The sequence below is a fragment of the Chroococcidiopsis sp. CCALA 051 genome, assembly GCF_003015105.1.
GTDB lineage: Bacteria > Cyanobacteriota > Cyanobacteriia > Cyanobacteriales > Chroococcidiopsidaceae > Chroococcidiopsis > Chroococcidiopsis thermalis.
Window position 1 is genome coordinate 26,269 of the sequence record NZ_PYCI01000004.1, and the last position, 25,537, is coordinate 51,805.

23 protein-coding genes are annotated in these 25,537 nt (G+C 45.0%); 14 read left to right on the plus strand and 9 right to left on the minus strand.

Features of this window, described 5'->3' with window-relative positions; all coding sequences use genetic code 11:
* Positions 1-378: 378 nt before the first annotated feature.
* Positions 379-1,410, minus strand: a complete 1,032-nt coding sequence (locus C7Y66_RS01510) for a fatty acid desaturase (protein ID WP_106544217.1) — start codon at positions 1,408-1,410, stop codon at positions 379-381.
* A gap of 497 nt (positions 1,411-1,907) precedes the next feature.
* Between C7Y66_RS01510 and C7Y66_RS01515 the strand changes: the two genes are divergently transcribed.
* From C7Y66_RS01515 to C7Y66_RS01540, 7 genes are all read left to right on the plus strand, one after another.
* Positions 1,908-4,244, plus strand: coding sequence for a response regulator (locus C7Y66_RS01515; RefSeq protein ID WP_106544218.1), 2,337 nt, complete (start codon positions 1,908-1,910; stop codon positions 4,242-4,244).
* Between the two features lie 73 nt (positions 4,245-4,317).
* Entirely contained in the window at positions 4,318-8,319 is a 4,002-nt protein-coding gene (locus C7Y66_RS01520; RefSeq protein WP_106544219.1) for a PAS domain S-box protein, read from the plus strand.
* Positions 8,306-8,689 (plus strand): response regulator, encoded by a 384-nt coding sequence (locus tag C7Y66_RS01525; protein WP_015155252.1) that lies wholly within the window; start codon positions 8,306-8,308, stop codon positions 8,687-8,689. The genes C7Y66_RS01520 and C7Y66_RS01525 overlap by 14 nt, the downstream gene beginning before the upstream one ends.
* A gap of 207 nt (positions 8,690-8,896) precedes the next feature.
* Positions 8,897-9,322, plus strand: coding sequence for a hypothetical protein (locus C7Y66_RS01530; protein WP_106544220.1), 426 nt, complete (start codon positions 8,897-8,899; stop codon positions 9,320-9,322).
* Between the two features lie 55 nt (positions 9,323-9,377).
* Positions 9,378-9,680, plus strand: a complete 303-nt coding sequence (locus C7Y66_RS01535; RefSeq protein ID WP_106218857.1) for a Mo-dependent nitrogenase C-terminal domain-containing protein — start codon at positions 9,378-9,380, stop codon at positions 9,678-9,680.
* 1 nt (position 9,681) lies between these two features.
* Positions 9,682-9,810: a hypothetical protein gene (locus tag C7Y66_RS32780; protein ID WP_255409917.1), complete on the plus strand. Its 129-nt coding sequence runs from the start codon at positions 9,682-9,684 to the stop codon at positions 9,808-9,810.
* Positions 9,811-10,182 (plus strand): hypothetical protein, encoded by a 372-nt coding sequence (locus tag C7Y66_RS01540; RefSeq protein ID WP_106171438.1) that lies wholly within the window; start codon positions 9,811-9,813, stop codon positions 10,180-10,182.
* Between the two features lie 424 nt (positions 10,183-10,606).
* Here C7Y66_RS01540 and C7Y66_RS30410 read toward each other — a convergent pair whose 3' ends face one another.
* Together C7Y66_RS30410 and C7Y66_RS30415 are read right to left on the minus strand one after the other, a co-directional pair.
* Positions 10,607-10,804 carry a hypothetical protein gene (locus tag C7Y66_RS30410; RefSeq protein WP_015155248.1) on the minus strand — a complete coding sequence of 66 codons (198 nt, stop codon included), beginning with the start codon at positions 10,802-10,804 and terminating at the stop codon, positions 10,607-10,609.
* Positions 10,805-10,836: 32 nt separating this feature from the next.
* Positions 10,837-11,142 (minus strand): hypothetical protein, encoded by a 306-nt coding sequence (locus C7Y66_RS30415; protein WP_233222480.1) that lies wholly within the window; start codon positions 11,140-11,142, stop codon positions 10,837-10,839.
* A gap of 747 nt (positions 11,143-11,889) precedes the next feature.
* Between C7Y66_RS30415 and psaB the strand changes: the two genes are divergently transcribed.
* Positions 11,890-14,103 (plus strand): photosystem I core protein PsaB, encoded by a 2,214-nt coding sequence (psaB, locus tag C7Y66_RS01545; RefSeq protein WP_106544221.1) that lies wholly within the window; start codon positions 11,890-11,892, stop codon positions 14,101-14,103.
* A gap of 550 nt (positions 14,104-14,653) precedes the next feature.
* Here psaB and C7Y66_RS01550 read toward each other — a convergent pair.
* Entirely contained in the window at positions 14,654-14,965 is a 312-nt protein-coding gene (locus tag C7Y66_RS01550) for a hypothetical protein (RefSeq protein ID WP_015155245.1), read from the minus strand.
* A 704-nt stretch (positions 14,966-15,669) separates the two neighbouring features.
* On the opposite strand from C7Y66_RS01550, the gene C7Y66_RS01560 reads away from it, so the two are divergent.
* The gene (locus C7Y66_RS01560) at positions 15,670-15,894 is read left to right on the plus strand and encodes a hypothetical protein (protein ID WP_106544223.1); all 225 of its coding nucleotides are present in this window, start codon (positions 15,670-15,672) and stop codon (positions 15,892-15,894) included.
* Positions 15,895-15,930: 36 nt separating this feature from the next.
* Here the strand turns inward: C7Y66_RS01560 and C7Y66_RS01565 are convergent, their stop codons facing one another.
* Both C7Y66_RS01565 and C7Y66_RS30835 read right to left on the minus strand, forming a co-directional pair.
* Positions 15,931-16,158 carry a 4Fe-4S dicluster domain-containing protein gene (locus tag C7Y66_RS01565; protein WP_106544224.1) on the minus strand — a complete coding sequence of 76 codons (228 nt, stop codon included), beginning with the start codon at positions 16,156-16,158 and terminating at the stop codon, positions 15,931-15,933.
* Positions 16,159-17,051: 893 nt separating this feature from the next.
* Positions 17,052-17,201, minus strand: coding sequence for a hypothetical protein (locus C7Y66_RS30835; RefSeq protein ID WP_158265848.1), 150 nt, complete (start codon positions 17,199-17,201; stop codon positions 17,052-17,054).
* 42 nt (positions 17,202-17,243) lie between these two features.
* On the opposite strand from C7Y66_RS30835, the gene C7Y66_RS01575 reads away from it, so the two are divergent.
* Positions 17,244-18,692, plus strand: coding sequence for an ATP-binding protein (locus tag C7Y66_RS01575; protein ID WP_106544226.1), 1,449 nt, complete (start codon positions 17,244-17,246; stop codon positions 18,690-18,692).
* Positions 18,693-18,748: 56 nt separating this feature from the next.
* Here C7Y66_RS01575 and C7Y66_RS31550 read toward each other — a convergent pair whose 3' ends face one another.
* Positions 18,749-18,895 (minus strand): hypothetical protein, encoded by a 147-nt coding sequence (locus C7Y66_RS31550; protein WP_192159836.1) that lies wholly within the window; start codon positions 18,893-18,895, stop codon positions 18,749-18,751.
* A 569-nt stretch (positions 18,896-19,464) separates the two neighbouring features.
* Here C7Y66_RS31550 and C7Y66_RS01580 point away from each other — a divergent pair.
* Together C7Y66_RS01580 and C7Y66_RS01585 are read left to right on the plus strand one after the other, a co-directional pair.
* Positions 19,465-20,499, plus strand: coding sequence for an acyltransferase (locus C7Y66_RS01580; RefSeq protein ID WP_106544227.1), 1,035 nt, complete (start codon positions 19,465-19,467; stop codon positions 20,497-20,499).
* A gap of 798 nt (positions 20,500-21,297) precedes the next feature.
* A complete protein-coding gene (locus tag C7Y66_RS01585) occupies positions 21,298-22,236 on the plus strand; it encodes a glycerol acyltransferase (protein WP_106544228.1) in 939 nt (312 codons plus the stop codon).
* Positions 22,237-22,258: 22 nt separating this feature from the next.
* On the opposite strand, the gene C7Y66_RS01590 is transcribed toward C7Y66_RS01585, so the two are convergent.
* Positions 22,259-23,092: an MBL fold metallo-hydrolase gene (locus tag C7Y66_RS01590; RefSeq protein WP_106544229.1), complete on the minus strand. Its 834-nt coding sequence runs from the start codon at positions 23,090-23,092 to the stop codon at positions 22,259-22,261.
* 35 nt (positions 23,093-23,127) lie between these two features.
* Positions 23,128-24,021, minus strand: a complete 894-nt coding sequence (locus C7Y66_RS01595; RefSeq protein ID WP_106544230.1) for an alpha/beta fold hydrolase — start codon at positions 24,019-24,021, stop codon at positions 23,128-23,130.
* An 11-nt stretch (positions 24,022-24,032) separates the two neighbouring features.
* Here C7Y66_RS01595 and C7Y66_RS01600 point away from each other — a divergent pair, with 11 nt between their 5' ends.
* A complete protein-coding gene (locus C7Y66_RS01600) occupies positions 24,033-24,452 on the plus strand; it encodes a hypothetical protein (RefSeq protein ID WP_106544231.1) in 420 nt (139 codons plus the stop codon).
* Positions 24,453-24,585: 133 nt separating this feature from the next.
* The gene (locus tag C7Y66_RS01605) at positions 24,586-25,506 is read left to right on the plus strand and encodes a hypothetical protein (RefSeq protein ID WP_106544232.1); all 921 of its coding nucleotides are present in this window, start codon (positions 24,586-24,588) and stop codon (positions 25,504-25,506) included.
* The last annotated feature ends 31 nt before the right edge of the window (positions 25,507-25,537 follow it).

Consider the following 25,537-nt stretch of genomic DNA (forward strand, 5'->3'; position numbering starts at 1 on the left):
CAATCGAATACTGCTGAAGAAAGATTTATCACATCCCACTTCTAGAGGAGCCAACAAACTTAGTATTACTAACAAACTCAGTATTCAACGCGTTTTCTATTTTTAGTTTCAGAACGTCCGCTATAAAGCTTTAGGTAAAGGTTTAGAAGTCTCAGCCAAGCTGTCTGTCTAGTTATAGAGTTACTAATATACAGCCCTAGTGTGAAGCACTGGCACGGCACGAAGCTCGAATTCTCAACCGCGCAGTAATATCGGGCAACGAGGGCTTTTTGTGTAGAAGCCCTCCTCGCATCGAGCTTCACCAAAAGTTGGCTCGAACCCACTCGTTAAAAAACTTGACACGAGTAGGAAAGTAAAATTAATAATTGTTGAGTGCGATTAAAACTGTGAAAGCATCTGATGACGACCAGTGAAGCTGTTTAGGTTAGGTTCCCCAATTAGTAAAGCTCGCTTGCTTAGTTGTAAAGTTTCTTGCACGTATCCCGCACCAACAGTCATCGGCGGTAACTGATGCTGTTCTAGTATTGCTTGGATACGGTGAAAAGCTTCTGGCAAGCGATTGAATGGAATACTTGGAAAAGCATGATGGATGGAATGATAATTCAACCCCCCCATCAGCCATGCAACCAAGGGAATGGTCTGAAGGTTACGGCAGGCGTAAAGTTGGGTCAATTGGTGTCCGCTGGCTTTACCCCACTGTCCGTAGTGTTCTAAATGATCTCTTGCCTGACTCATCATGCCAACGACACGTTCGAGAACCAGCCAAAACAGCACGTATTCCAAAACTTTATTGTGCCAAATCGCAAATATGATACAGGTACTTTGCACTATAAGAATGCCAATGCCATCTAGCAGTAACATCCAAGGTAGAGAAGGCTTGTGCTGCCTCAATCGAAACGCATTCGCGCTCGTTTTGGCAATTAGCCCCACCCCAGCTAATCCGAATAGATCGATAACTAATTGATGGCGTATATACCACTGCATCCAAGGACTTGTTTGCTGGTACTCACTCAATGTCCATTGCACGCGCTCTGGGTCATCTAGATTAATTCCATTCCAAGCATGATGTAGTCGATGTAATTGAGCATAGGTTCCATGAGGCCACATCATAAAATAAGAGATCGAACGCGGTACTAACTCGTCGAACCACGTCCAACCAGTCAGCGTATGATGCACTGCATCATGGGTGCAAATCAGCCAAAAAGTATAAAATATTCCCATCAGCATCGTATAGCCAAAGAACAAGATGTTGTGGTGGGATGACCAAGCAAAGGTAGCAAGGCTTAAGACCACCAACCCCAAGCTGACAAAACGCCATAATCCTAGCCAAGGATTGACTGTTTCAAGATCGGCAATCGTAGGTCGTAAATTTTGAGGAAGATTGTGAGAAAGCGCGTTATTGTTTTTCATATTCCACCTCTACTAATATAGAGATGAATTCAGGCGTTCTTAAAATTCATGCAGCCTGATATTGTTGATACTTTAACGATAGCGCCACCAGAGGCTAGACAGTTTTCTTTTTCAAGATCGGGCGACATAATTTAAAGAATCTCCGATGAGGTAATAATTTCGCCGCAATTAGAAATAGCCCTTCAGACTGTTATCAATCGAGGCGAGTAGCAGGGAGAGTTAAATAAAGTCACCAAATCCGGACAGGAAATCGTTAGTGCAAGTCGCTGGACTCTAATGCGCCATGCCACGCTGATTGTGAAATAAACATTTCCCCAATCAACAGGATCGGTTTACTTGACGATCGCTTGCCACAAGTAGTGTTGAGATTTACAACTCACTCTTAAAGTCTTGCCTAACGTGGGATAAGCTGAAATTGGTCGCAAACGTGCAGCCAGTTACTGTTTTGTTGACTTTGCTGCAGTTGATTTTGATAAATTTTGCGGTAATCAACCGCTATGAGAATCCTACTAGTTGAGGATGATGAACTGGTTGCCAAAGCTTTAGCTCAATTCCTTACCGATCGGCACTATGCTATCGATATCGCTACAGATGGTGAGGTAGGTTGGGAACTATTAGCAGCATATACGTACGACTTAATTCTACTAGATGTCATGTTGCCCAAGCTAGATGGCATTACCCTTTGTCGGCAGTTGCGACGCATTGGCGATCGCACCCCGATTATCTTAGTGACTGCTAAAGACAATGGCACTAGTAAAGTTATTGGTTTGGACGCAGGGGCAGATGATTATGTGACTAAGCCTGTTGACTTAGCAGAATTATCGGCTCGGATACGCGCTCTACTACGACGAGGGGATTTTGCCGTACCTCCCGTATTGGAGTGGGGCGACCTACGCCTCGATCCGAGTATATGTAAAGTCAGCTACAGCAACCAGCCGATCGATTTGACTCCCAAAGAGTATGTACTACTAGAGCTTTTCCTCCGCAATCGCCATCGCGTTTTTAGTTGTGGAGTCATCCTCGATCGCTTATGGTCTTATGATGAAGAAACTCCAGGTGAGGATACGGTGAGATCTCACATCAAGGGGTTAAGGATGAAACTGCGAGCGGCGGGAGTGCTAGACGATCCAATTGAGACAGTCTACGGCATTGGCTACCGCCTCAAATCGGTAGAACAGACAAAAACCAAGGAAAAAGCCAAAGTTGGGAAGAAAGCAGCTCGTCTTTCACCGCAACAAGAACAGCAGACGCTTACAGGAGTGGCAAGAGTTTGGGAACGAGTTAAAGAAAAGTTTATTGGGCGAGTCGTAACAATCGAGCAAGCGATCGCTTTACTGCCACAGCGATCGCTGGACGAGCAATTGCGTTCCTCAGCAGAGCAGGAGGCGCACAAGCTGGCAGGTTCGCTGGGAATGTACGGCTTTGCCTTGGGTTCTCGCCTCGCTCGGCAAATCGAAAACTTGCTGCAAGCTGGGGACTTGGTAACTCCAGAGCGATCGCGGCAACTGTCCGAACTCGTTGCGGCACTGCATCGAGAATTGCAACGCCCAACCGTTCAGAATCCAGAACTGCTATCGCAAGATGAATCTCCTTGGCTATTGATCGTAGAGCCAGACCGCTCATTGTCTGAAGGCTTAGTCATGGAGGCGGCTAGTCGGGGAATGCGCGGCGAAATCGCGACAGACCCAGTTGCCATTGAGGAGCAGCTCAAAGCGCGATCGCGTCCTGATGCGGTGCTGCTGGACTTCTCGGCTGATACGGCTCAAGCAGGCGTAAAATTGCTAACAGAGTTGAATGCTTATACCCCACCTGTGCCAGCACTAATTCTCACAGACCGAGATAGCTTGCTCGATCGCGTTACAGTTGCTCGTTTGGGTGGACGCGGGTTTTTACACAAGTTTCTACCTCCAGCGCGAGTCCTCGATGCCGTGACGCAAATGTTGCAGCGCTGCCGTACTGCCGCAACGAGAATTATTGCTGTGGACGATGACCCGCAGGTATTGCAAGCCCTACACGTTTTACTAGAACCTTGGGGCATCAAAGTCTCGACCGTCAACAATCCCTTGCAGTTCTGGGACACTTTAGAAGCTGTAGCACCGGATCTACTCATTCTTGATGTAGAAATGCCGCAAATTAGTGGGATTGAGCTTTGCCAAGTTGCACGCAACGATCCGCGTTGGAGTGGACTACCAATTCTATTTCTGACCGCGCACGCGGATGCTGAAACGATGCAGCGCGTATTTGCTGCAGGTGCCGACGATTATGTTAGTAAACCAATAGTCGGACCGGAACTGGTCAGCCGCATCCTCAATCGGCTAGAGCGATCGCGCCTATTGCAGAATCTCGCTCAAACCGATGCTCTGACTAAAGTTGCCAATCGCCGCCAGTCAACCCAAGAGTTATCCCAACTGCTGCGCTTAGCCCAGTTGCACGACCGACCGCTATGCTTCGCTATTCTAGATTTAGATCGTCTCAAGCAGATCAACGACCGATACGGTCATGCAGTCGGAGATGAAGTGTTGTCCCGCTTGGGAGAGCAGCTGCGACGCACCTTTCAAAGTGAAGATGTTGTAGGTCGATGGGGTGGGGCAGAGTTCGTTGTCGGGATGTATGGGATGACGGCAAGCGATGGAGTGCGGCGGCTGCTTGAAGTCCTGCTTAACTTGCGTCGGCAGGATTTTACTCCCGATCGCGGACAATTGACCGCGACTTTTAGTGCTGGTGTCGTCCAGTATCCCCAAGACGGTTCCGATTTGCAAGCGTTATATCGAGCTGCGGATATTGTATTACAGCAAGCTAAAGTCGCGGGAGGCGATCGCGTACTCAGCGGTTAGTTAAATATCTAGTTTACCCGTTGGGGCAAGCTAGGGGAGTAGGGGAAGTAAGGGAAGTAGGGGAAGAAACGTTATGAAAGCTCCATTGCCTAAAGATGAAGCAGCTAGACTAGAAGCCCTGCATCAATACCAAATTTTGGACACCGACCCAGAAGTAGCTTTTGACGACCTAACTCGATTAGCAGCACAGATCTGCAACACTCCTATTGCCCTAGTCAGCCTGATCGACGATTGCCGCCAGTGGTTCAAGTCAAAAGTGGGATTGCAGGCAAGAGAAACACTTCGCGATCTGGCGTTTTGTGGTTATGCCATTCTGCAACCCAGCGATGTTCTGATTGTCCCCGATACACTTGAAGACGAACGATTTGCCACTAATCCGCTAGTGACTGCTGTACCTCACATTCGGTTTTATGCTGGCGCTCCGCTCCTGACTCCTAAGGGATATCCACTGGGGATGCTCTGCGTCATCGATCGGCTACCACGGCAGTTAACTGAAGCACAGGTTGAGGCATTACGCATCCTGAGTCGTCAGGTCATGGCTCAGCTGGAGTTGAGGCGGCATTTAGTAGAATCAGCGCGACTCAATACTCAATTGCAAGCTGAAATCAGCGATCGCCAGCGGATCGAAGCGGAACGACAGCCACTTTTGGCTCGCGAACAAGCAGCACGGACAGAGGCAGAAACAGCCCGCAATCGAGTGACAAGCATTCTAGAAAGTATCACCGATGCGTTTTTTGCTTTGGATGGCGAGTGGCGATTTACCTACTTGAACGATCGCGCAGAGCAACTCTTACAGCGATCGCGCGATCGCTTGCTAGGGCAAAGTATTTGGCAAGAGTTTCCTGAAGCCGTCAATTCTAATTTTTACCAAAAGTATTGCCAAGCAAGAGCGCAGCAGGTTAGTGTCGAATTTGAAGAGTTCTATCCGCCGCTTCAGACATGGTTTGCAGTCCATGCCTATCCTACTAAAGAAGGTTTGTCTATTTATTTCAATGACATTACAGCACGCAAATCGGCAGAGCAGAAGCTAAAACAGATTACATTGCTACAGCAGGCAATTTTAGAGAGCGCCAACTATACGATTATTTCTACCACTGTTGACGGTACGATTTGCACCTTCAACTCCACCGCCGAGCGCTGGTTGGGATATACTGCCTCTGAAGTTGTCAACAAAACTACGCCCGCACTCATTCACGACTGGAACGAAATCGTCCAACGGGCGCAGGAATTATCACAGGAGATGGGAGTACCGATTGAGCCTGGATTTGAGGTTTTTGTTGCCAAGGCACGGCGCGGAGAGCCAGACGAGTGCGAATGGTCTTACATCCGCAAGGACGGCAGCCGCTTTCCAGTGCTACTATCAGTGACGCGCTTGGTAGATGCGGCAGGCAACATTACCGGATTTCTTGGCATTGGCAGCGACATCACAGAACGCAAGCGTTCGGAAAGAGAATTACAACGCCAGAATTTGCGCTTGCAACTGTTTGCTGAAGTCTCGCAGAAGATCCGTCAGTCTCTGCATTTAGAAGAAATTCTCCAAACTGCCGTTACAGAAGTGCAAAGAATTCTCCAAGTAGATCGAGTCCTGTGCTATCAGTTGCGCTCGGATGGCTCTGGCACAGTCGTGCAAGAAGCAGTAGTACCTGGCTGTATGCCAATTCTAGAGCGGAACATTGTTGACCATTGCTTTCGAGAAGAGTATGCCCAATTGTACCGTCAGGGACGAATCAGCGCGATCGCTGACATCGAGCAGGCTGACATCCAACCTTGCCACGTCGAATTTTTGCGGCAGTTTAATGTCAAGGCAAACTTGGTAGTACCGATTTTACTACGGGAAGACCTTTGGGGTTTGTTAATTGCACACCATTGTACTGCCCCCCGACAGTGGACTAGTTTTGAACTAGAACTGTTGCAACATCTAGCCAACCAAATCGGCATTGCGATCGCCCAAGCTCAACTTCTAGAACAAGAAGTTCGGCAACGTCAAGAACTACACGCCCTGAGTCGGGCGCTGGAAAGTGCAGTCGAGGGCATCTCGCGGCTAGACACGCAGGGACGTTATATCATGGTCAACCCAGCATACGCCAGCATGGTAGGCTACCAACCAGAAGAATTGATTGGTATGCAGTGGCAGCTCACCGTTCACCCCGAAGACCGAGAAAAAATGCAGGCTGCTTACCAAAAGATGCTACTACAAGGCAAGGTAGAAGTTGAAGCTAGGGCAGTGCGTAAAGATGGCTCAGTCTTCGACAAGCAACTCGTCATGGTCAATGAATACGATCGCCAGCAGCAATTCATCGGTCATTACTGCTTTATGAAAGACATTAGCGATCGCCGAGAAATCGAACGGATCAAAGATGAGTTCGTCTCGGTGGTGAGCCACGAGCTGCGGACACCCCTGACTTCGATTCGCGGCGCTTTAGGTCTTTTAGCCAGTGGCGTACTGCACGTTAACCCTGAAAAGGCGCAACGTATGTTAGATATTGCCGTAAATAATACCGATCGATTAATCCGCCTGATCAATGATATTTTGGATATCGAGCGCATCGAGTCAGGCAAAGTCGCCATGAACAAACAAGCTTGCGATGCTGCTTCCCTGATGAGCCAGGCGATCGAAGTCGTGCGACCCCTGGCAGAGAAGGCAGAAATCAGTTTATCCGTAACTCCAATCTCCGCTCAACTGTGGGGTGACCCCGATCGGATCGTTCAGGTCTTTACCAACTTACTCAGCAATGCGATTAAATTCTCACCCCCAGGATCTACTGTGTGGCTCAGCGCCGAATTAGGGAGTCGGGAATCAGAAGCAGAGGAGCAGAGGAGCAGGGAAGCAGGACAAGGAGACAAGGGGGACAAGGGGGACAAGGGGGACAAGGAGGACAAGGGGACAAGGGGACAAGGAGGACAAGGAAGTAGAGGAGCAGAGGAGCGATCCAAAATCCAAAATTTCCCGACTCCCGACTCCCGAACGCCAGTTTGCTCAACGGGGGACACCCCCGCACGCAACTGGCTCCTCCCGACTCCCTATATCACGTTCCAAGTAAAAGATATAGGACGAGGCATTCCAGAAGATAAGCTCGAAACTATCTTTGGACGCTTTCAGCAGGTGGATGCCTCTGACTCGCGAAAAAAAGGAGGGACTGGCTTGGGTTTAGCCATTTGTCGCAATATTGTGCAGCGTCATGGAGGGCGAATTTGGGTGACTAGCACTCTTGGCACAGGCAGCACTTTTTACTTCATCCTGCCCATCCTCCAGCCTACGCCACCCGCTGAATCAGAAATATCAACCGCTACCTCACTCCTCACCCCTTACTCCTCACCCCTCATTTTAGTCTGCGATGACGATCCCTCTGTCCGCACTGTAGTGCAAGCCATGCTCGAACAGGGAGGATACCGAGCGATAACAGTAGCTTCTGGGCAGGAAGCAGTCGTGGAGGCAGCCCAACAGCATCCTGACGCGATCCTCCTCAACTTAATGATGCCAGGGATGAACGGTTGGGAAACTCTAGCAGCGCTAAAAGCACAAGCGAAGACAAAAGACATTCCAGTTACGATCCTCAGCGGCTTACTGCCAGACGCATCACCTCATCCAGGGGTAAGCGATTGGATTGTTAAACCTCCAGATGAGCGATCGCTGTTCCAGGCTTTAAGTCGAGCCTTATGCGATCGCAACATCAAAGTTTTGATCGTAGAAGATGACACCGATCTCGCGCGAGTGCTGATTGCTATGTTTGAACGCTATGGCATTGAAACTTTTCATGCCCAAACAGGCACAGAAGCGATCCAACTGGGTCAAAAGATTATCCCTGACTTGCTGGTACTCGATCTGATCGTGCCAGAAGGCGATGGGTTTGCCGTAGTAGACTGGCTGCGACAGCATAACCGTCTGTGCCAAGTGTCGCTCGTCGTCTACACTGCAAAAGATATCAGCGTTACCGACCGCGAGCGATTGAAGCTAGGACAAACTTTATTTCTTACTAAAGGACGAGTTAAACCAGAGGAATTTGAGCAACAGGTCATTAGCTTGCTTAACCGCATTATTCATCATCGGGAGAGAAATAGCAATGGTGGCAGCTAAGCGTATCCTGATTATTGATGACGAAGACGATATTCGAGAAGTAGCCCAACTTAGTTTAGAAGCAGTAGGTGGCTGGGAAGTTGCAACCGCCGCTTCGGGTATAGAAGGATTGGAGAAAGCAGCAGCCGAACAGCCTGATGCTATTCTCTTGGATGTGATGATGCCCGACATGGATGGCATTGCTACCTTTAAACAACTGCAAGCCAACCCAACAACTGGGCATATCCCAGTCATTTTACTTACGGCGAAAGTGCAATCTGCCGATCGGCAGCGCTTCGCTCAACTCGGCATGGCAGCAGCAATCGACAAACCTTTCGATCCAATGGAATTAGCCGATCGAGTGACAGAAATCTTAGGCTGGAATTGCTGAAAAAATCTTTTCCCTCTCCACGAGTTCTCCATTTTTTCACTCTAACTTCAAGATAGAGCTAACCGATCCTGACTTTCACTTAAGTTGAGTAGCTCAACCAGGTACAAAGATCGTTTCGCAGCTCTGAGTGACTGAAAATTTCAAACTCTAGTACAGTGCTTGTAGCTAGCTGGAGAGATAGATAACTCAGATGGAGGGATATTTATCGTGTATAACATCGATCGCACAGAAGAATTTGATTCAAGCGTCGCTTTATTAGTTGATATTTTCAAGCTAAAAAACAAGGCACTTGTAGAATCTTGCCGCAAGACTTTTATTGCTCTGTTTGGTTCTGATTGTACAACAGATATGATGACTGCCGCAGTCTTTCAGTTAGCTGCAACTGATTCCGATACTTGTCACTGGGCTTTACACACTTTTTACGAGCTGGATGCTTGTCTTCAATTAATCGAAGGAGCTCTTAAGTTTGCTATCCAAAAATTAATTGGGTTAGGTTTTGTTCTGGGCAAAGACTTTAGTGCCAATGCCAACGGAGAAATTTTACTTAATCGAGCAGCTAAAATATCTTTGCTAAAAAATATTTCAGATGCAGATTGGAACTTTCTTAAAGAGATTTTACAAGTTGTTGAATAGTCGTACAAAATTACTAAAAAGTAGAACTTAAAAATCAAAGCCAGGTAATTAAAACATGAACGCACTGAGTTCAAATCGCTCTCAAATTAGTTTATTTTCACCGCTGCGTCAGTGGATTGAATCGATAAAAATTGTTGATTCTGGAATAGCTCGCTTGGTATGCCGAGTTATTCCTGCTCGTTGTCCATTCGAGCGCAAGATTCAACTTTTCAACCGCACGTTACTTTACATCCCACCCTTGTGCAAGCTTAATCCTCTCTACGAGCAATTAGTTGAACTGCGCTACAAATCCTTATGTTATTTAGTAGATGAATGCGGTGAAGATGTAACTATTTACTACCAAACAATGGGAGACTAATATGTCTCGCGATCGCAATGGTTCGCCATTTGTAAAAATTGTCTATGCCAAGACTATATTGAATGGAAAACTAGAGATAGTTCCTCTAGAATTATATGCCGATGGTTCGTTGAAAAGAGGGGAGGATTAAATGACCGACACTCAAGTAAAAACTCTAGACGAGGCGAGCAAAAAACAGGCGTTCGCGCCTCAGCCGCAGGTAAAGCAAAGTGTTAGTAACTGCTACATGAAGCGCGTAGAAAAGAAAGTTGCTCTCACTCGCGGTGTAGAAGGTTCATTGAACCTATCAACCTCGCTCTCTTTACCAATACCTAGATTTCGCAAGCGCCAGATGGTTCGCTTCATTGGTGGTATAGGCACGATCGAGAATTGTAGAGCCAGTGCTGGCGCATGGCTTTATATGGTAGAAATGGCTCAAGGTCCGGAGCCAGAAATGGGTAGGATTGGTCCCGAAACAACGATCGTGCTGTATGAAGCAGATCTTCAGGCGGTGATAAACTAAGAGCCACAACGGACTTACTATGAATCAGTTGTGCTTTTTGGCTTCCGGCTCGAATCAAGCTGACTCCGGTATTGTAGGACAATCTACTCACCCGACTAATACCACCTAGGCTTGTTGCCTTGCAGTCTGCCTGTAAGATGATTCGTACTTGTTCTTCTCTGACTTGCCGTCGATAGTAAATCGTGTCAAAGGTATAGCGTGAATGTTTGCTGACAATTTGGGCAATAATATCGTTGACAACATGAGCTTGTTAAACCCTTGTTTATGGGTCTTGTCATGGCTACATAGTGGGCAAGGCATGGCTTTGTAGAACCGGAGTAGTTTTTTTACCTATAACATAAGATCGGTTCCACGCTTTCCTGCCACACAACAGGATTTTTGACATCTAATAATTTGAAATCTAACAATGTCACCCCTTATTTCGCTAAGCCTCCTCATCGTTGGCTAGATTGAACTTTAAATCGTCCAAAACGTACTTGGATGAAATTCGGCGATCCTGTTGACGGACAAAAATTTTGTACAGAGCCATTAACGTAGGTAGAAAGTAAGAGCAAGTGGTGATGAGGAATACAACTAAAATCGAGATCGAACTGAAGGTGAAGAAAATCTCTAAGTGTGACATAAGTTTATCCAAATTCTCTCTTTAATGTCTGACTAAATTTCAGAGTAGTTATGCCTCTGCCTACTGCTGGGTTTGTACTTTGATGTCCATAGCGTCTCTGCTGGCGGAAAAAAGAGGAATAACACGAACGACCACAATGAGAACGAACGTGAGAACGAACGACGGGGAAAAGCAGGTTGAGTCAATCGCGATCGCTCTTTGCTACTCCAAACAGTAACTATGCCAGCTAGCAAGGCAATGAATGTCAGTAAAGGGAGCAACATAAAACCTCCTGATAGTAGAAATACTCGATCTCGTCCTGTCATGCATACGTTAGCAACTACAGCAAGTAACGGCAATATTTCTTAACTGTTGCAGAAAATTGTTACAACTCTAAACAAAACTCTTAGTTTGCTTTGGCGATCGCCCGGTGCTAGAAATGTGGCTCGAAGCTAGACAGGAAATAAGCTTGAGCTGTACTACGGTTTCACTAGGAAGTGTCAGAACTATGAGACAGATGTAGAACGCGCGCTCAATTATGATTCTCAAAAATCAACTTGGGGGAAGCTTGGCAAACTCAAGTTGGAGTTTCTATAAAGTCTCAGAAGACACTAGTTTTTAAATTTCAGTTCAATGACTGCGAACATTAGCTGCGTTGCTAGGTAAATATTCTAGTTATTTTTATCACAATGAAACTTGAGATCTATCTCTTTCCTTAGTTAGAGGATTGAGCTTTGAAGAGTAGTTATCTTGTTGATTACCCATAGGAAGAAGCAAGAATAATACGCTCGAACAGCACAAAGTGTTTTGTGTCAGTAACAGCAAAACCTCAATTTTTTGAATTGCTATTTACTTAGCAATTCAAACTTTTTATGCTTGAATAAGCAAATATAGCAAAGATAAATAGAAATATTAAAAATAATTTTTATTGTTTTCTTTTTTAACCAATTTATCTCTAAAATGTTGTTATCTATCTGGTGTAAAACACCATGACGCTATTTCATGTTGCCCTTGAGTTGAATAATAAAAAAGCGTAGATTTACAGTAAAGTATTGCGATCGCGCTTCAACTCAAATCGGCAGTTAGAGAAAATGTGAGTAAAATTCATGGCAACAAAATTTCCTAAGTTTAGCCAGGATCTCGCCCAAGACCCGACAACTCGTCGGCTTTGGTACGGGATTGCTCAAGCTCACGACTTTGAAAGCCACGATGGGATGACCGAAGAGAACCTTTATCAAAAGATCTTCGGGACTCATTTTGCTCAAGTGGCAATCATCTTTTTGTGGACATCTAGCTTGTTATTCCACGTTGCTTGGCAGGGCAATTTCGAGCAATGGATTAAAGATCCGCTGCACGTCCGTCCCATTGCTCACGCAATTTGGGACCCACAATTTGGTAAAGCCGCAGTCGATGCTTTTACCCAAGGTGGGGTAAACTATCCCGTTAACATTGCCTACTCTGGGGTTTATCACTGGTGGTACACCATCGGGATGCGGACAAATGGCGACCTCTATATGGGCGCTGTATTCCTGCTACTGCTAGCGTCTCTATTCCTATACGCTGGCTGGCTGCACTTACAACCTAAATTTCGTCCCAGTCTTTCGTGGTTCAAGAGTGCCGAGCCTCGCCTCAACCACCACCTAGCAGGGCTATTTGGCGTTAGCTCTCTGGCTTGGGCTGGACACCTAATTCACGTTGCGATTCCCGAATCTCGCGGTCAGCACGTCGGTTGGAGTAATTTCCTCACCACTCCGCCACACCCAGAGGGATTGAGACCATTCTTTACTGGGGACTGGGGTGCTTATGCTGTTAGTCCCGATACGGCGAACCACGTATTCGGCACGTCTCAAGGTGCAGGAACTGCAATTCTGACTTTCTTAGGTGGTTTCCATCCCCAAACCCAGTCCTTGTGGCTGACGGATATGGCACATCACCACTTGGCGATCGCAGTCATATTTATCATTGCCGGACACCAATACCGCACCAACTTTGGGATCGGTCACAGCATCAAAGAGATGCTCAATGCTAAGAACTTCTTTGGGATTGAAACAGAAGGTCAGTTCAACTTGCCTCACCAAGGGCTGTACGACACCTATAACAACTCGCTGCACTTCCAACTGTCTATTCACTTAGCAGCGTTAGGAACGGCGCTTTCTTTGGTGGCACAGCACATGTACGCCATGCCTCCCTACGCCTTCATCGGGCAAGATTTTACGACTCAAGCAGCGCTGTACACGCACCACCAGTACATTGCGATCGCCTTTATGATAGGAGCGTTCGCCCATGCAGGGATCTTCTGGGTACGCGACTACGACCCAGAACAAAATAAGGGTAACGTTCTCGATCGCGTCTTGAAGCACAAAGAAGCGATTATCTCCCACTTATCTTGGGTGTCTCTCTTCTTAGGCTTCCACACTCTAGGGATTTACGTCCACAACGACGTAGTGGTTGCCTTCGGAACTCCTGAAAAGCAAATTCTGATTGAACCAGTGTTCGCACAGTTCATTCAGGCTTCCCACGGTAAAGTTCTATATGGCTTTAACACTCTGTTATCAAATCCCGATAGCATTGCTTCCACAGCTGGCGCGACCTATTTACCAGGTTGGTATGAGGCGATCAACAACACCACGAACTCTCTGTTCTTGACCATTGGTCCTGGTGACTTTTTAGTACACCATGCCTTTGCTTTGGCGATCCATACTACTGTTTTGGTTTTGGTCAAAGGTGCGTTGGATGCCCGTGGTTCCAAACTGATGCCCGATAAGAAAGACTTCGGTTATGCCTTCCCTTGCGATGGTCCCGGTCGGGGTGGCACTTGCGATATCTCCGCTTGGGACTCCTTCTACTTAGCTGCTTTCTGGGGACTCAATACTGCTGGTTGGGTGACGTTTTACTGGCACTGGAAGCACTTAGGTATTTGGCAAGGTAACGTGGCTCAGTTCAACGAGTCTTCGACATACCTGATGGGTTGGTTGCGCGATTACCTGTGGCTATACTCGGCTCAGTTGATTAACGGCTATAACCCATATGGCATGAATAACTTATCTGTCTGGGCTTGGATGTTCTTGTTCGGACACCTGGTATGGGCAACTGGTTTCATGTTCCTGATCTCTTGGCGCGGGTACTGGCAAGAGTTGATTGAAACTTTGGTCTGGGCGCACGAGCGGACACCTCTAGCAAACTTGATTCGTTGGAAAGACAAGCCTGTAGCTATGTCTATTGTTCAAGGTCGCCTGGTTGGTTTAGTTCACTTTGCGGTTGGCTACATCCTTACCTATGGCGCTTTTCTCATTGCTTCAACCGCTGGTAAATTTGGTTGAGGTTGTAGAGGAGAAATACATGTTTAATTGAGACTTTACGAACGTTAGATGTAGCGTCTCTATATAAAGCCCTACCTATTTCTATCTTATAGGTAGGGCTTTTTATTATGAGTATTTCTTGCTTCGATCGATTAGGTAAAATACTATTTTTTAGAGAACTAAGTTAATATATCTCTACTACCTACGCCTGCAAAGAGCGGTCTTGAAATTAGTAAAAGTTCGTGTTGTTTTCTAACAACAATTTGTATCCATATAAACATAGCTTTTACATAACTATCTCTTTCTTTAGTTAGTGTTGAGCTTCTCATACATCTAGTTAATCTATAAATAAGTGAATTCTCTGCCTCATGCAGACTTACTGTCCTAGATAGCTTTCCTAAAAGAGACAGAACTGGTATAGTTTTTCTTCTCTGATTGGGCACTGGTTAGCTTTCTAGGATTTTTACTTTATTGGTGCAAGAAAAACCGCCAGGGTTATCGCTGGCGGGTAGGAAAGGAGGAGAAAATTAACTTAAATATTGGATTGACACTACTTTTGAGTCGAACTCAGTTAAGGGTTAATGATGCCGAAGTAGAGAGCAGCAATAAAAACGAGAATTGCTAGAGTCACTATGCTGAGAGTGATACGAAACTTGGTATTAGGCAGTTGCTCGCGGGTTAGTACGCTATCTGCTTGTACCTGAGTTATCGGTTCAGATTTCGAGTCAGGATTAATGTGAGAGGTTGTGTCGTTTGCTAAAGCAGGAGGGGTTTTCGATGCCGGATCTGGGCGCGCAGTTTCGCGGTTGTCTATTTCAGGAGATGTATCCTTGGGGGAGTCGGGGGTTTCAGTGTTTGGTGTTTGGTTGTCTGGCGATCGCATGATTGTTTAGTGGTTTTTTAGTAACACATGTATTGCCATAGTTTCAAATATTGATTAGTGACTGCATCTTTCTATAGAACCAACTGCTTGAAAAAGGTTTCTATCAAAGGAGTTAGCTCGATCTAAAGTTTAGTTGTAACGCTAAATACAATACCAATCACTCGCTGTTTATACGTCTTCGCTGCTGCACGAAACAAGGGATCGATTCGTAAGCTTGAATATCAGCAATTTTCTCACTACGTCTGTAACTTGGCTGAAGCCTTAGCAAAGTGAGATGGTCGCTTCGCGAACCGCCAAAGACATCGCTATCTTTTGTATTCAAAAATACAATTTTTTTCTCAATCTAAAATATATCTTCAGTCTAGGTAAAACAGACTGAAAGGATGACGCTGTAATACTTAGAGATTTTCATCATAAGAGATGAAAAGGTGCTTCACTAACTTCACCAAAAGAATAGAAATTTATGTTCGGCATTGGAGAGTATGTGCTTCATCAAAAGACAGGGCACATCGGTAAAGTCATGGGTTACGGACACGAAATACTTAATGGTGTTTATACAACGACACTGAAAGTACTGGTAGATTACGCTGAAACTTCTGGAAAGCGAGGAGTTGTAGAAGAGGACTTGTATTCAGCCTGGGTAAAGTGGATAAGATCTTAACGCTTCTACATAAGAGGTAAGCACAAGAGTTGGCTAAGCATTTATGGCGGAAATTTTCGATCTAGGCATGAGTGATGAGGAATACTTGCAACTGACTGCTCAAGGTAGAGATCCAGTGCAGGAACAGATTCTTGTCAGGAACCTTATCCGCGCTGGAGTACCACCAGCAGAAGCCAATCGAGTTGCACCATTACTGCAAAAATTAGTTCGTTCGCCTCAAGAGGAAACTTTGATTAAAAAGGTTTGGCAGCAAGTCAGAAGCCAATAAGTCGAGTCGCTTCGCGCCAATTTACGCATTATGAATTCACGCATTAGTTTTTTGTAAATCTGGTCGTTCTTCTGAAAGAATTGCTCCTTCTACAGGGCATACTTGCAGACAAATACCGCAGTCAATGCAGCCAGTAAAGTCAATCCAGTTCCAATCAGTATCTTTGGCATTTTTGCCTGAACCTGGATAAATACAGGCAACGGGGCAGGCATCAATGCAATCGCCAATACCTTCACAAGTGTTAGCAATAATTGTATATCCCATAACATCTCCATTCAAAATACTTTTACCCAAGAGCTTTGGGTAAAAAATTATTAATTGCTTTTTAGGTTTCTATAATTCTTATTTTTCTTCTTCTATCCAGGGTCAGAGCGTCATATTAAGCTGCTTTGTACTCGTTAATACAAGACATCTCTTAGTTACTGCTGCGTATAAACTTTAGCAATCGAGAATGACGCACTAAATTTAGCTCGAAGTAGCGTATTCAACATTTAGTATTAGGCAAGATATTCATATTAACAGTGTAAAAAGATAAGTATAGATTTACACTCAGAAGCTAGAACCGAGCAATGCAATAGGTATGTGCGATATGTATGTTGCGCAACAAATTTTTATTCTAAAAGCTATCTCTCTAGGGATATATAAATTACTCTTTGGTATTTAACAATTGATGTAGTGGTAAGAATAATCAAGGTGGAAGCTCGACCCTATTTATAGTTTTATAAATAGAGTTTGAATGAAGTAGTAAACGAGGCTAGCGTTTCAAGAGTAATTTAGGCAGCAACTAAATTTCGCAAAAAATGAAATAAACTCCTCTAGTTCTAGCTGTAGATACTTAAGCAGGTAATAAAATAATACTTTTTCCACGTTTAGTACTAGACAATTATCCTTTTGTATTTCATAAAAGATAAATTTTCAAAATCATTTTTGAGTAAAAAGGTGGTACGAGATCGTGTCTGATTTCTCTCAAGATGAGTATTCCCAGAAGAAAGACGATTTGTCTAATCTACGTTTTGAAGCTAAGATTATGCGGCTTCGAGCTTGCAAAATGCGGATTGACGCTTTAACGATGCGTATTAGAGCAAGGGCTATACTCGAAAAAAATCGGAATTTAGTTGCTATCTATCAGGAATGGTTTGTCAAGTAATACTTGTAGTTTAGCGATCGCCTAGATCCACCCTAAATTCCAGCAATTCATCTAACTGCCGATATTTGGAGCGGTCTGTTACCCGTGCCACAACTATATAAAACTTGACGCTAAATAGCGGCAGCCAAAAGCTAGAATCGTTGTTACTTGCTAATTTCAACGATCGATTTCTAGTGTTGGATCGAGCTGTCTTCGTCAATTCATGACAATGAAAGATGAGCAAAAGACAAAAGAGCAACTGATTCGAGAGCTGGTCGCACTGCGTCAGCACTTGGTTGAGCTAGAAAGCGCTGCACGGGAACAGCAGGTAACGGAGATATTACAACAGCAAACTCAGCGAGAGCTATTGGTAGCAAGAATAGCGCAGCGCATTCGGCAAAGCTTGCAACTAGAGGCAGTGCTAAACACAACTGTAGTAGAAGTGCGGCAGTTGCTTCAAGCAGATCGAGTGTTTATTTACCGTTTTGAACCAGACTGGGGTGGAGTCGTAATAGTTGAATCTGTAGCGCCTGAATGGACATCAATTTTAGGTAGCAGACCTAAAGATCCGAGTTTTGCTCCAACTTACGTTGAATTATACAAAAAAGGTCGAGTGCAGGCGACAGCAGATATTTATGCTGGAGAGCTAACCGAGTGCTATGTGGAGTTTTTGGCGAATTTTCAAGTTCAGGCAGACTTAGTAGTACCAATATTACAAACAGAAGAGTTATGGGGACTGCTTGTCGTGAATCAATGTGCAGCACCACGACAATGGCAGCAATGGGAAATTGACTTGCTGCGTCAATTAGCAACACAGTTAGCGATCGCACTTCAGCAAGCGGAACTTTATCAACAGTTGCAAAGCGAACTGGAGGAACGGCAAAAGACGGAGAAGGAATTAAAACGCCAGCAACAACTTTTAGCACAGTCCAACAGCGACCTGCAACAATTTGCTTCTGTTGCTTCCCACGATTTACAGGAACCACTACGCAAGATTCAAGTTTTTGGCAATCAGCTCAAAGAGAAATTTAGCGAAGTACTGGGAGCGCAGGGACGAGATTATATCGAGCGAATGCAAAGCGCTGTCGGTCGGATGCAAAGCTTGATTGATGACTTGCTCGTTTTTGCACGGATTGCCACCAGATCGCAGCCATTCGTAGCAACGAATTTAGAACAAGTGGTGCAAGAGGTATTGTCTGACTTGGAAGTGCGGTTGCAACAGACAGGAGGAAAAGTAGAAGTTGACAAGCTACCCACCATTGATGCTGACCCAGTACAAATGCGACAACTGTTTCAGAATCTCATCGGGAATGCGCTGAAATTTCATCGTCCTCACACACCACCAGTAGTCAAAATTTATAGCCAACTGGTCGCTCCACTCCCGAGCGAAGCAGAGGACTTAGAAGATATCGCGGCGTGTCAAGTGATAGTGGCAGACAATGGAATTGGGTTTGAGCCAAAGTATCAGGAGCGGATTTTTCAAACATTTCAACGCCTACACGGTCGCAGTCAGTACGAAGGTACAGGCATGGGGTTAGCAATTTGCCGCAAGATTGCCGAACGGCATGGAGGTAGTATTACAGCTACAAGTACGGCGGGACAAGGAGCAACATTTATCATTACACTGCCAATGCAGCATCAACAGGTGCTACCAGATGAAGAGTTGCTGTAAAGTTTCCCAGCCTCTACGAAGGACGTGGGAAACTTTCTACCATAATTGCCGATCGCTTATCGCTTCATGACGAATTTAGGCAGGCGAAACGACTTGTTATTTTCATTGTTGCTGCCAGCAAAGTAAGCCCAAGAACCAATAGCGGCAGCTAAGAGCCAACCGAGGATTAACACTGCTACTGGGAGCGCGATTGAATCTACCATGACACAACCTCCTTGAATTTGGGATTTACCGAGTTAGTTGTGTGCGCACACCATACCTTCTTAACAACGGGATCGAAGGACAGCAACATTTCTGAACAGAAAATTCTAAATTGTTACATATCTACGTTTGTCTCTCAGAGAGTAACAGCCTCAACCGCAGTTTGGGGATCGCTACACAGTCGTTGCTGTTTTACTCAATCGTTGTGTTTTGAGTTTAAGTCAGCGATCGCAATTCTGAGAAATTGTCACTTGTCTGAATTTAGGTTATGCGCTTTTTGCATAGCTTACTTGCAAGAACTGTTTCGCTCTTACAGCAATTTTTTGAACGCGATCGTATCGTTAAGCGAACGTTCATCGCTATCTCAGAAAAGTGTAAAGAAGAGAAAACTTTTTGCAATTTGCGATTGCGATCGCAAAAATTTCGATAACATGTGTAGCAAACATGCAGCGCGATCGATTTCTTCTCAAAACTTAGATTGTTTATCTGTTGTCTCAGTACATAAAGAGGTGCTGTAGACTGGGTGGAATTAGCCTAATAATGTAGTTACGTCTATAGGAAATGCTCGAAAATGAGAGACATCAAAATAGACTTCTTGAGATTTTTAGGTTTATCTCTGATTATTCTCGCTCACGTCGATCCACCAATTTGGCTGGCTCAGCTCAGAAACTTTGATGTAGTTTTAATGGTCGTAGTTTCTGGACTAGCATTTACACAATCCCGAAAAGTAGAATCTTATCAAAGTTATCTCTGGAAAAGAATTAAACGATTACTCTTTCCCGTTTGGCTTTTCTTATCTTTCTACTTTTTAGCGAATACTGGATTGTCACTCTTAGGAAAGACCGCGTTAATTCCTCCAGAAGTTATATTAGATAGCTACACCCTGACAGAGGGAATTGGCTATGTTTGGATAATTCGAGTATTTCTTTTAGTCGCTCTCACAGCTCCTTTTATTTCAAGAGTGAATCAAAGAGTCAAAAACCATAGAGTTTATTTCTCCCTTTTAATCTTTTCGTATTTACTCTATGAATTGCTTCTAGCTCTAACTTTGCCATACACAACTACCAATTTAGGAGAAAATGTATCGTTGTTTGTCTATTATGGAATAGCATTTTCTTTGGTGTTTGCTGTCGGAATTCGGATACCGCAATTGAGAAAAGAGCGATGTTTGATTTTAGCGGGATTTTTTCTCTTAACCTTTGCTGCTTTGGGAATAGTTTACTTTATCCAACGGGGCGAATTAGTTACTACACAGACTCATAAGTATCCACCTTCGGCGTATTATCTTTCCTATGCTATGGGTATGACTGTTTTAGCTTACCTAGTAGCAGACAAATTTATTCCAATTATCGGGAAGTTCAAAAAATTAGAGTTTTGGATTTTATTTATTGCCCAGAATAGTATGTGGATATATCTCTGGCATATCCCAATAGTTGAGTTTTTTGAGCAAAATAACACTTTTAACTTTTTAATCGAATATTTTGTCACCTACTCAGGGGCAACGCTCATTACATTCTTACAAGTTTTCGCCGTCAAAAAGAGGCTGTTACCGACTATCAATAAAGAATCTTTGAAAAAAGACTTAACAATTCTTTTGACGGGCTAAATCACAAATACTGTCAGGATTGAATGAAAGATACAGGCTGTAGGGGCGCACAGATGTGCGCCCCTATCCATGCCCCAATACTTCTTGGTTAGAGTGCATAGTCCTTGGAGATCCCCCCAACCCCCTTTTTAAAGGGGGCTATGATTCTCCCTTTAAAAAGGGGGGCTATGGGGGATCGAATCAAAACCTGCGATGTATTGATTCATGCCCGCAATTGAAAAGTGCTATAAGTAACACAAACAAGTCATACAAACTAGAACTGAAGTCATACATTTTCTTAAACGTAACTGTAGACAAGTCGTTTGTAAGCTTAATAAATATAAGCCTTTTGCCTGCTTGCCATGAGGACAAGTATTTTTTGTAAAACGTGCTGTTTTTAACACCACACAATACTTTGTAAACCAATTTAGTTAAGTAAGATTAAGATGATAAAATTTCAAATCGAACACAGAAGCTTTTCTCGAAAATATCAGCGTTGCTATTTCTGTCAGCGAGATTTCGAGAGAAAAGAAGCAACAATAATTTTATGCAATGAATGTGGAGAAACCTGTGGCGAAGCTTGTCCGAATTGCATTGATAAGGGGTATACGTGGATGCAAAAACAATTTCATACAGCTAAGCTAGTCGGCAATCGATTTATCTAAACTGAAAATTAGGAGTGCTTGTTGGGCTAGACTGCTAGCACCTTTTGAGACTATGCAGACCGCGACGAACAGAGGTAAAGATGCGATCGCTGCTAATATGACTGAGTGGTATGTATAGAATGATTAAGGGCTATAGCTATCTATTGGAATCATTTTGAACACATTTAGACATAACTGGGGCAGTAATGACCAAATCTCTCAACAACTCTCCGATTTACTGGAAAAGATCGGCATTGTCACAGGTACGAAAAGCCATAGCGCCACAACTTCTAAGTCTAGATTCGATGGTTGGTCTTTATCAGAACGCAACCCTGAAGCGATAAAAGCTTGGATGCCGATCTGGAAATGGTTTTACCATAACTATTTCCAAGTTCAAACCGATGGCTGGCATCATATCCCATCAACAGGTAAGGTGTTGCTGGTTGGTTCTCATAATGGGGGTTTGGCTTCCCCAGATACATCAATGTTTTTGTATGACTGGTTTAGTCGGTTTGGCTACGAACGATTAGCCTACGCCTTAATGCATCCCTCTGCTTGGCAAACGCCGATTTTCGCTCGACCAGGTTCGCAGGTTGGAGCAATTATAGCTCATCCAAAAATGGCTCGTGCGGCACTCTCAAAGGATGCAGCACTACTCGTTTACCCAGGCGGGGCAGAAGATTTGTTTCGTCCCTATGCAATGCGGAACCAAATTCATCTAGCAAATAATAAGGCGTTTATTAAGTTAGCTCTGATCGAATCAGCACCAATTGTACCGCTTGTCTCCCACGGCGCGCATGACACTCTCATTATCTTGACCGATCTTTACTCGCAGGTGAAGCAGCTACAGGAGTGGGGTTTTCCCTGGTCGCTTGATGGGAATACAGGTGTGTTTCCAATTTTTCTGGGGCTACCTTGGGGTGTGGGAATCGGTCCAATTCCCAATTTTCCCTTCCCCGTTCAGATTCATACTCGCGTCTGCGCGCCAGTTGTATTCGAGCGTTACGGTCGTAGCGCCGCACGCGATCGCGACTATGTAGATGCTTGCTACCAAAGGGTTTGCAGCCACATGCAGGCAGAACTAGACGATCTGATCGAGCAAAGTCACGGATGATTTGTGATTGAAATTGTCTGGCTCAATTATTCGATCGCTTGGCAAATGTTTCAAACTCAACAGCGTCGTGACTGCAAAAGAGGCGCACGTCTTTGCTGCGATCGAGCGACAGTGCGTGTAACCGTTGTTGGTTGTAGATGCGGGCTTGGCGATCGACTTCCATCATCCACTGGTAGGCGCGCAGACCAGGCGTACAGCGGCGCTGGGGTGAACCCATCTCATGTCGATAAAAGTAGGCATCGCCTGCATGAAGCAGCCAGCCTTCGGGCGTGTCGATCGCAATCCCAGCATGACCCCGGGTGTGACCGACGAGCGGAATCATCAGGATTTCTGGTGGTAGTCCCTCAAGGTTACGCACTGCCTCAAAGCCAAACCAAGGTTCACCTCCAGCAGAATAATACTTCCAGCTTTTGACCTCATCCCACTGATTGGGACGATAGCGTCGGCTGGCAATGAAACCGCGCCTTGACTGGGTAGCCTCAATCTCAGCCTGCATCACATGTACGGTTGCTTCAGGAAAATCTTCTAAACCGCCAGCATGGTCGAAATCGAGATGGGTTACTACAATATGGCGCACGTCATTTGCACTAAAACCGAGTTGTTCGAGCTGGTGGAGCGCTGTATATTTGCGATCGAATTGAATGTTATTAACTTGAATGAAGAATGGGCTAAGTCGCGAGTAAGGCACTTCAAGATCGCGCTGACCAAAGCCTGTGTCAATCAAGACAAGTCCCTGTTCTGTCTCGACTAGCAGGCAATGGCAGACGAGACAAGCACTCAGACCCCGACTGAAGCCGTCAAATAGCGCTCCGCCCAACGGACACATACAACCGCAATTAAGATGATGAATATGCATAAATGCTCCCTCTCAGTACTTCAGAATTGGACTGACTACTGTTCAAATGCTGCTAATGTCGCAATAAAATCAGTCGTTGACTCGTAGGGCAAGACATTGCGACCGGAAATCTTGACCCCTTTAGCTTGAGGCAAACACTTAAGATAATCGGCTAATCGTCGATCTGGCGTATCCTGCTTGTCTTTACTGAGACTCGATGCTCGATCGCCTACAACAACCAATGTTGGTTGAGCGATCGCCGCGATCGCATCTCGATAATTCTGTCGCCAGAAACCCGCTAAGAAGGAAAAGACTGCATAACGGCTGGCGGGATTTGCCGCACCTTTGACCAACAGATCCAACCATTCACTATCGACGCGATCTCTACTAGCAAATAGCTGGCGCGTCGAGAAAGAACTCAAAAACTGCGGTCTGCGAGCATAAAAATAAAAAGCAGTGCCAAGGGGCGAATCTAGCAAATTCCATGTCAGTTTTTGCTGCCTCATTCCTGTTGGTTGAGTCATGAGTGCGATCGCTGGGGGGCTAGCCAGTACCAATTTTTGAATGAGATTTGGTTGAGTTTGCAACCGGACGATTTCAAGCGCTACGGGTAGCAGCGCCCCTTGCACGACTAGGGTAACGGGTTTTTGGATGACTGTTTGCAGAAAATGTTGCAACTGCGCAGCCCAATCAGCCGGAGTGTAGGCGATATGTGGCATCTCGCTCTCACCGCAGCCGAGGAGGTCGGGATTGTAAATCGGATTATTGCGTCCGCTTTGATACCAAGCTTGACAGAAGCGATGCCAAAATCGACGCGATAAGCCAACTCCAATCGGGTGAATCAGTAGCAAAGGAGTGCTATCTTGAGCTTCTGTGGGGTAGTGTTCGTAAGCGCAGCGGTAGTTTTTCCAAGTGTAAAACTCTGTATTTGGGATTATTATCTGGCTCATGACTCACACCTTTGCTTGCTGTAGATGCCAGTATTTGGCTAGCCGTTCATCCCTACCATATCGTTGCTCGTAGTCATTGGTTTTCACCAAAAGTACAAAGCAGTTCTACTATGCCTATAACTTTACTCCCACTACCTCCACCAGAAGTCAGGGTTCTGTGTAGCAATTCTCGCGATCGCGTGCGTGACATTTGTAGCGCACGGCTGTGCGCCCCTACAGAAGGCGCGGGAAGGATTTTAACAACTCAGACTAGATTTTCTGGAATCGAGCTTGCGAGTTTTGAAGATATAAGTAACAACGGTTCAATTCTAAATTTAAATCTCTATGTTAAACCTGGGGTGCGTTTCTATAACTGCACCCCTTATTATTTGCGAATTATAGCCCCCATTTTATCGGGGGGTTGGGGGGAGCGAGCCTTATCTAAATATTGAATGCGATCGCCCCCCAGATCTTCCCCAACACACCGACTAATAAAAGTAACCCTAGAGTTAGTGGTCGTCAGCCTATTGAAGAAGTTACCGTTTTTAGAGAGGCAATCTAGCTCCCCAAGCCTCGTCTAGCAAAATGAAGACACTCACAACACTTTTTAACGAAAGCCGCAGCGATCTACACTCAGAAATCGAGAGAGCGACTAGCTTAGAGCAAGTAGTTAAGGTGGTGCAGAACCGACTTGATGAACTTGAAAGAAGTTATGTTGGCGAACTCAGTATCGCTCAGGTGCGTTTGGCTTCCTTTTTTTTAGAAGTGCTGCGGCAGTCTCTAAATACTCTGAGTGCGATCGACTATACGCAAGCCTCTAGTACAGAACAGGGACAAATTGTTAGTCGAACTTCTAAGCTTTCTCCAAAAAACTTGATTTTAAAACTGCTACAAGGACTCAGTTGTATCGGCATTTTAGGAGCGTTATTCTCATCGTATTCAAATTCTTCGCAAGTCTGGATTGCAATTTTGTTGCTCTTTCTGCTAGTCGGACTAGAAGTGGTATTTCAACTCAATGCCAGCCAAGAAAATCGCTTAGATTCTGCTGTGCTGAAGGAATTCCTTCCATCAAAAGTGCAGGTCGATAAATCTGCCATTTTAAATAGTTTAGGCGATGCCCTAAATACTATCGATCTTGCCGTTGCAGCTTCGGAAAATAATAAGACAATTGATGCTAGTGGCATAGAAGAATTACCAGAACTTTTAAATTTTTTGCAAAGACTCAGTGGCGCGTCATTTCTAGATCGACCGCAAATGACACTCGAACTCGTGAAACTTCTGCCACAAATTTTAATAGAGCAGGGAATTAGAATTCAGATGTATCGATCGCAAGACGAATCTAGCCGCCGTGAGTATTTTGACTTTGAGCCAAATATAGACCGCTCGGCTCAAGAATACATTACTATAACTCCTGCCTTATGGAAGGGCGATCGCCTGCTGCTACGCGGTCGAGTTATTGAGCCAGCTCGTTCTATGACCGAAAATGAAAATATTGTGTCATCATGAGTTGGTCTAAAGTTGCATTCAAATTCGAGCG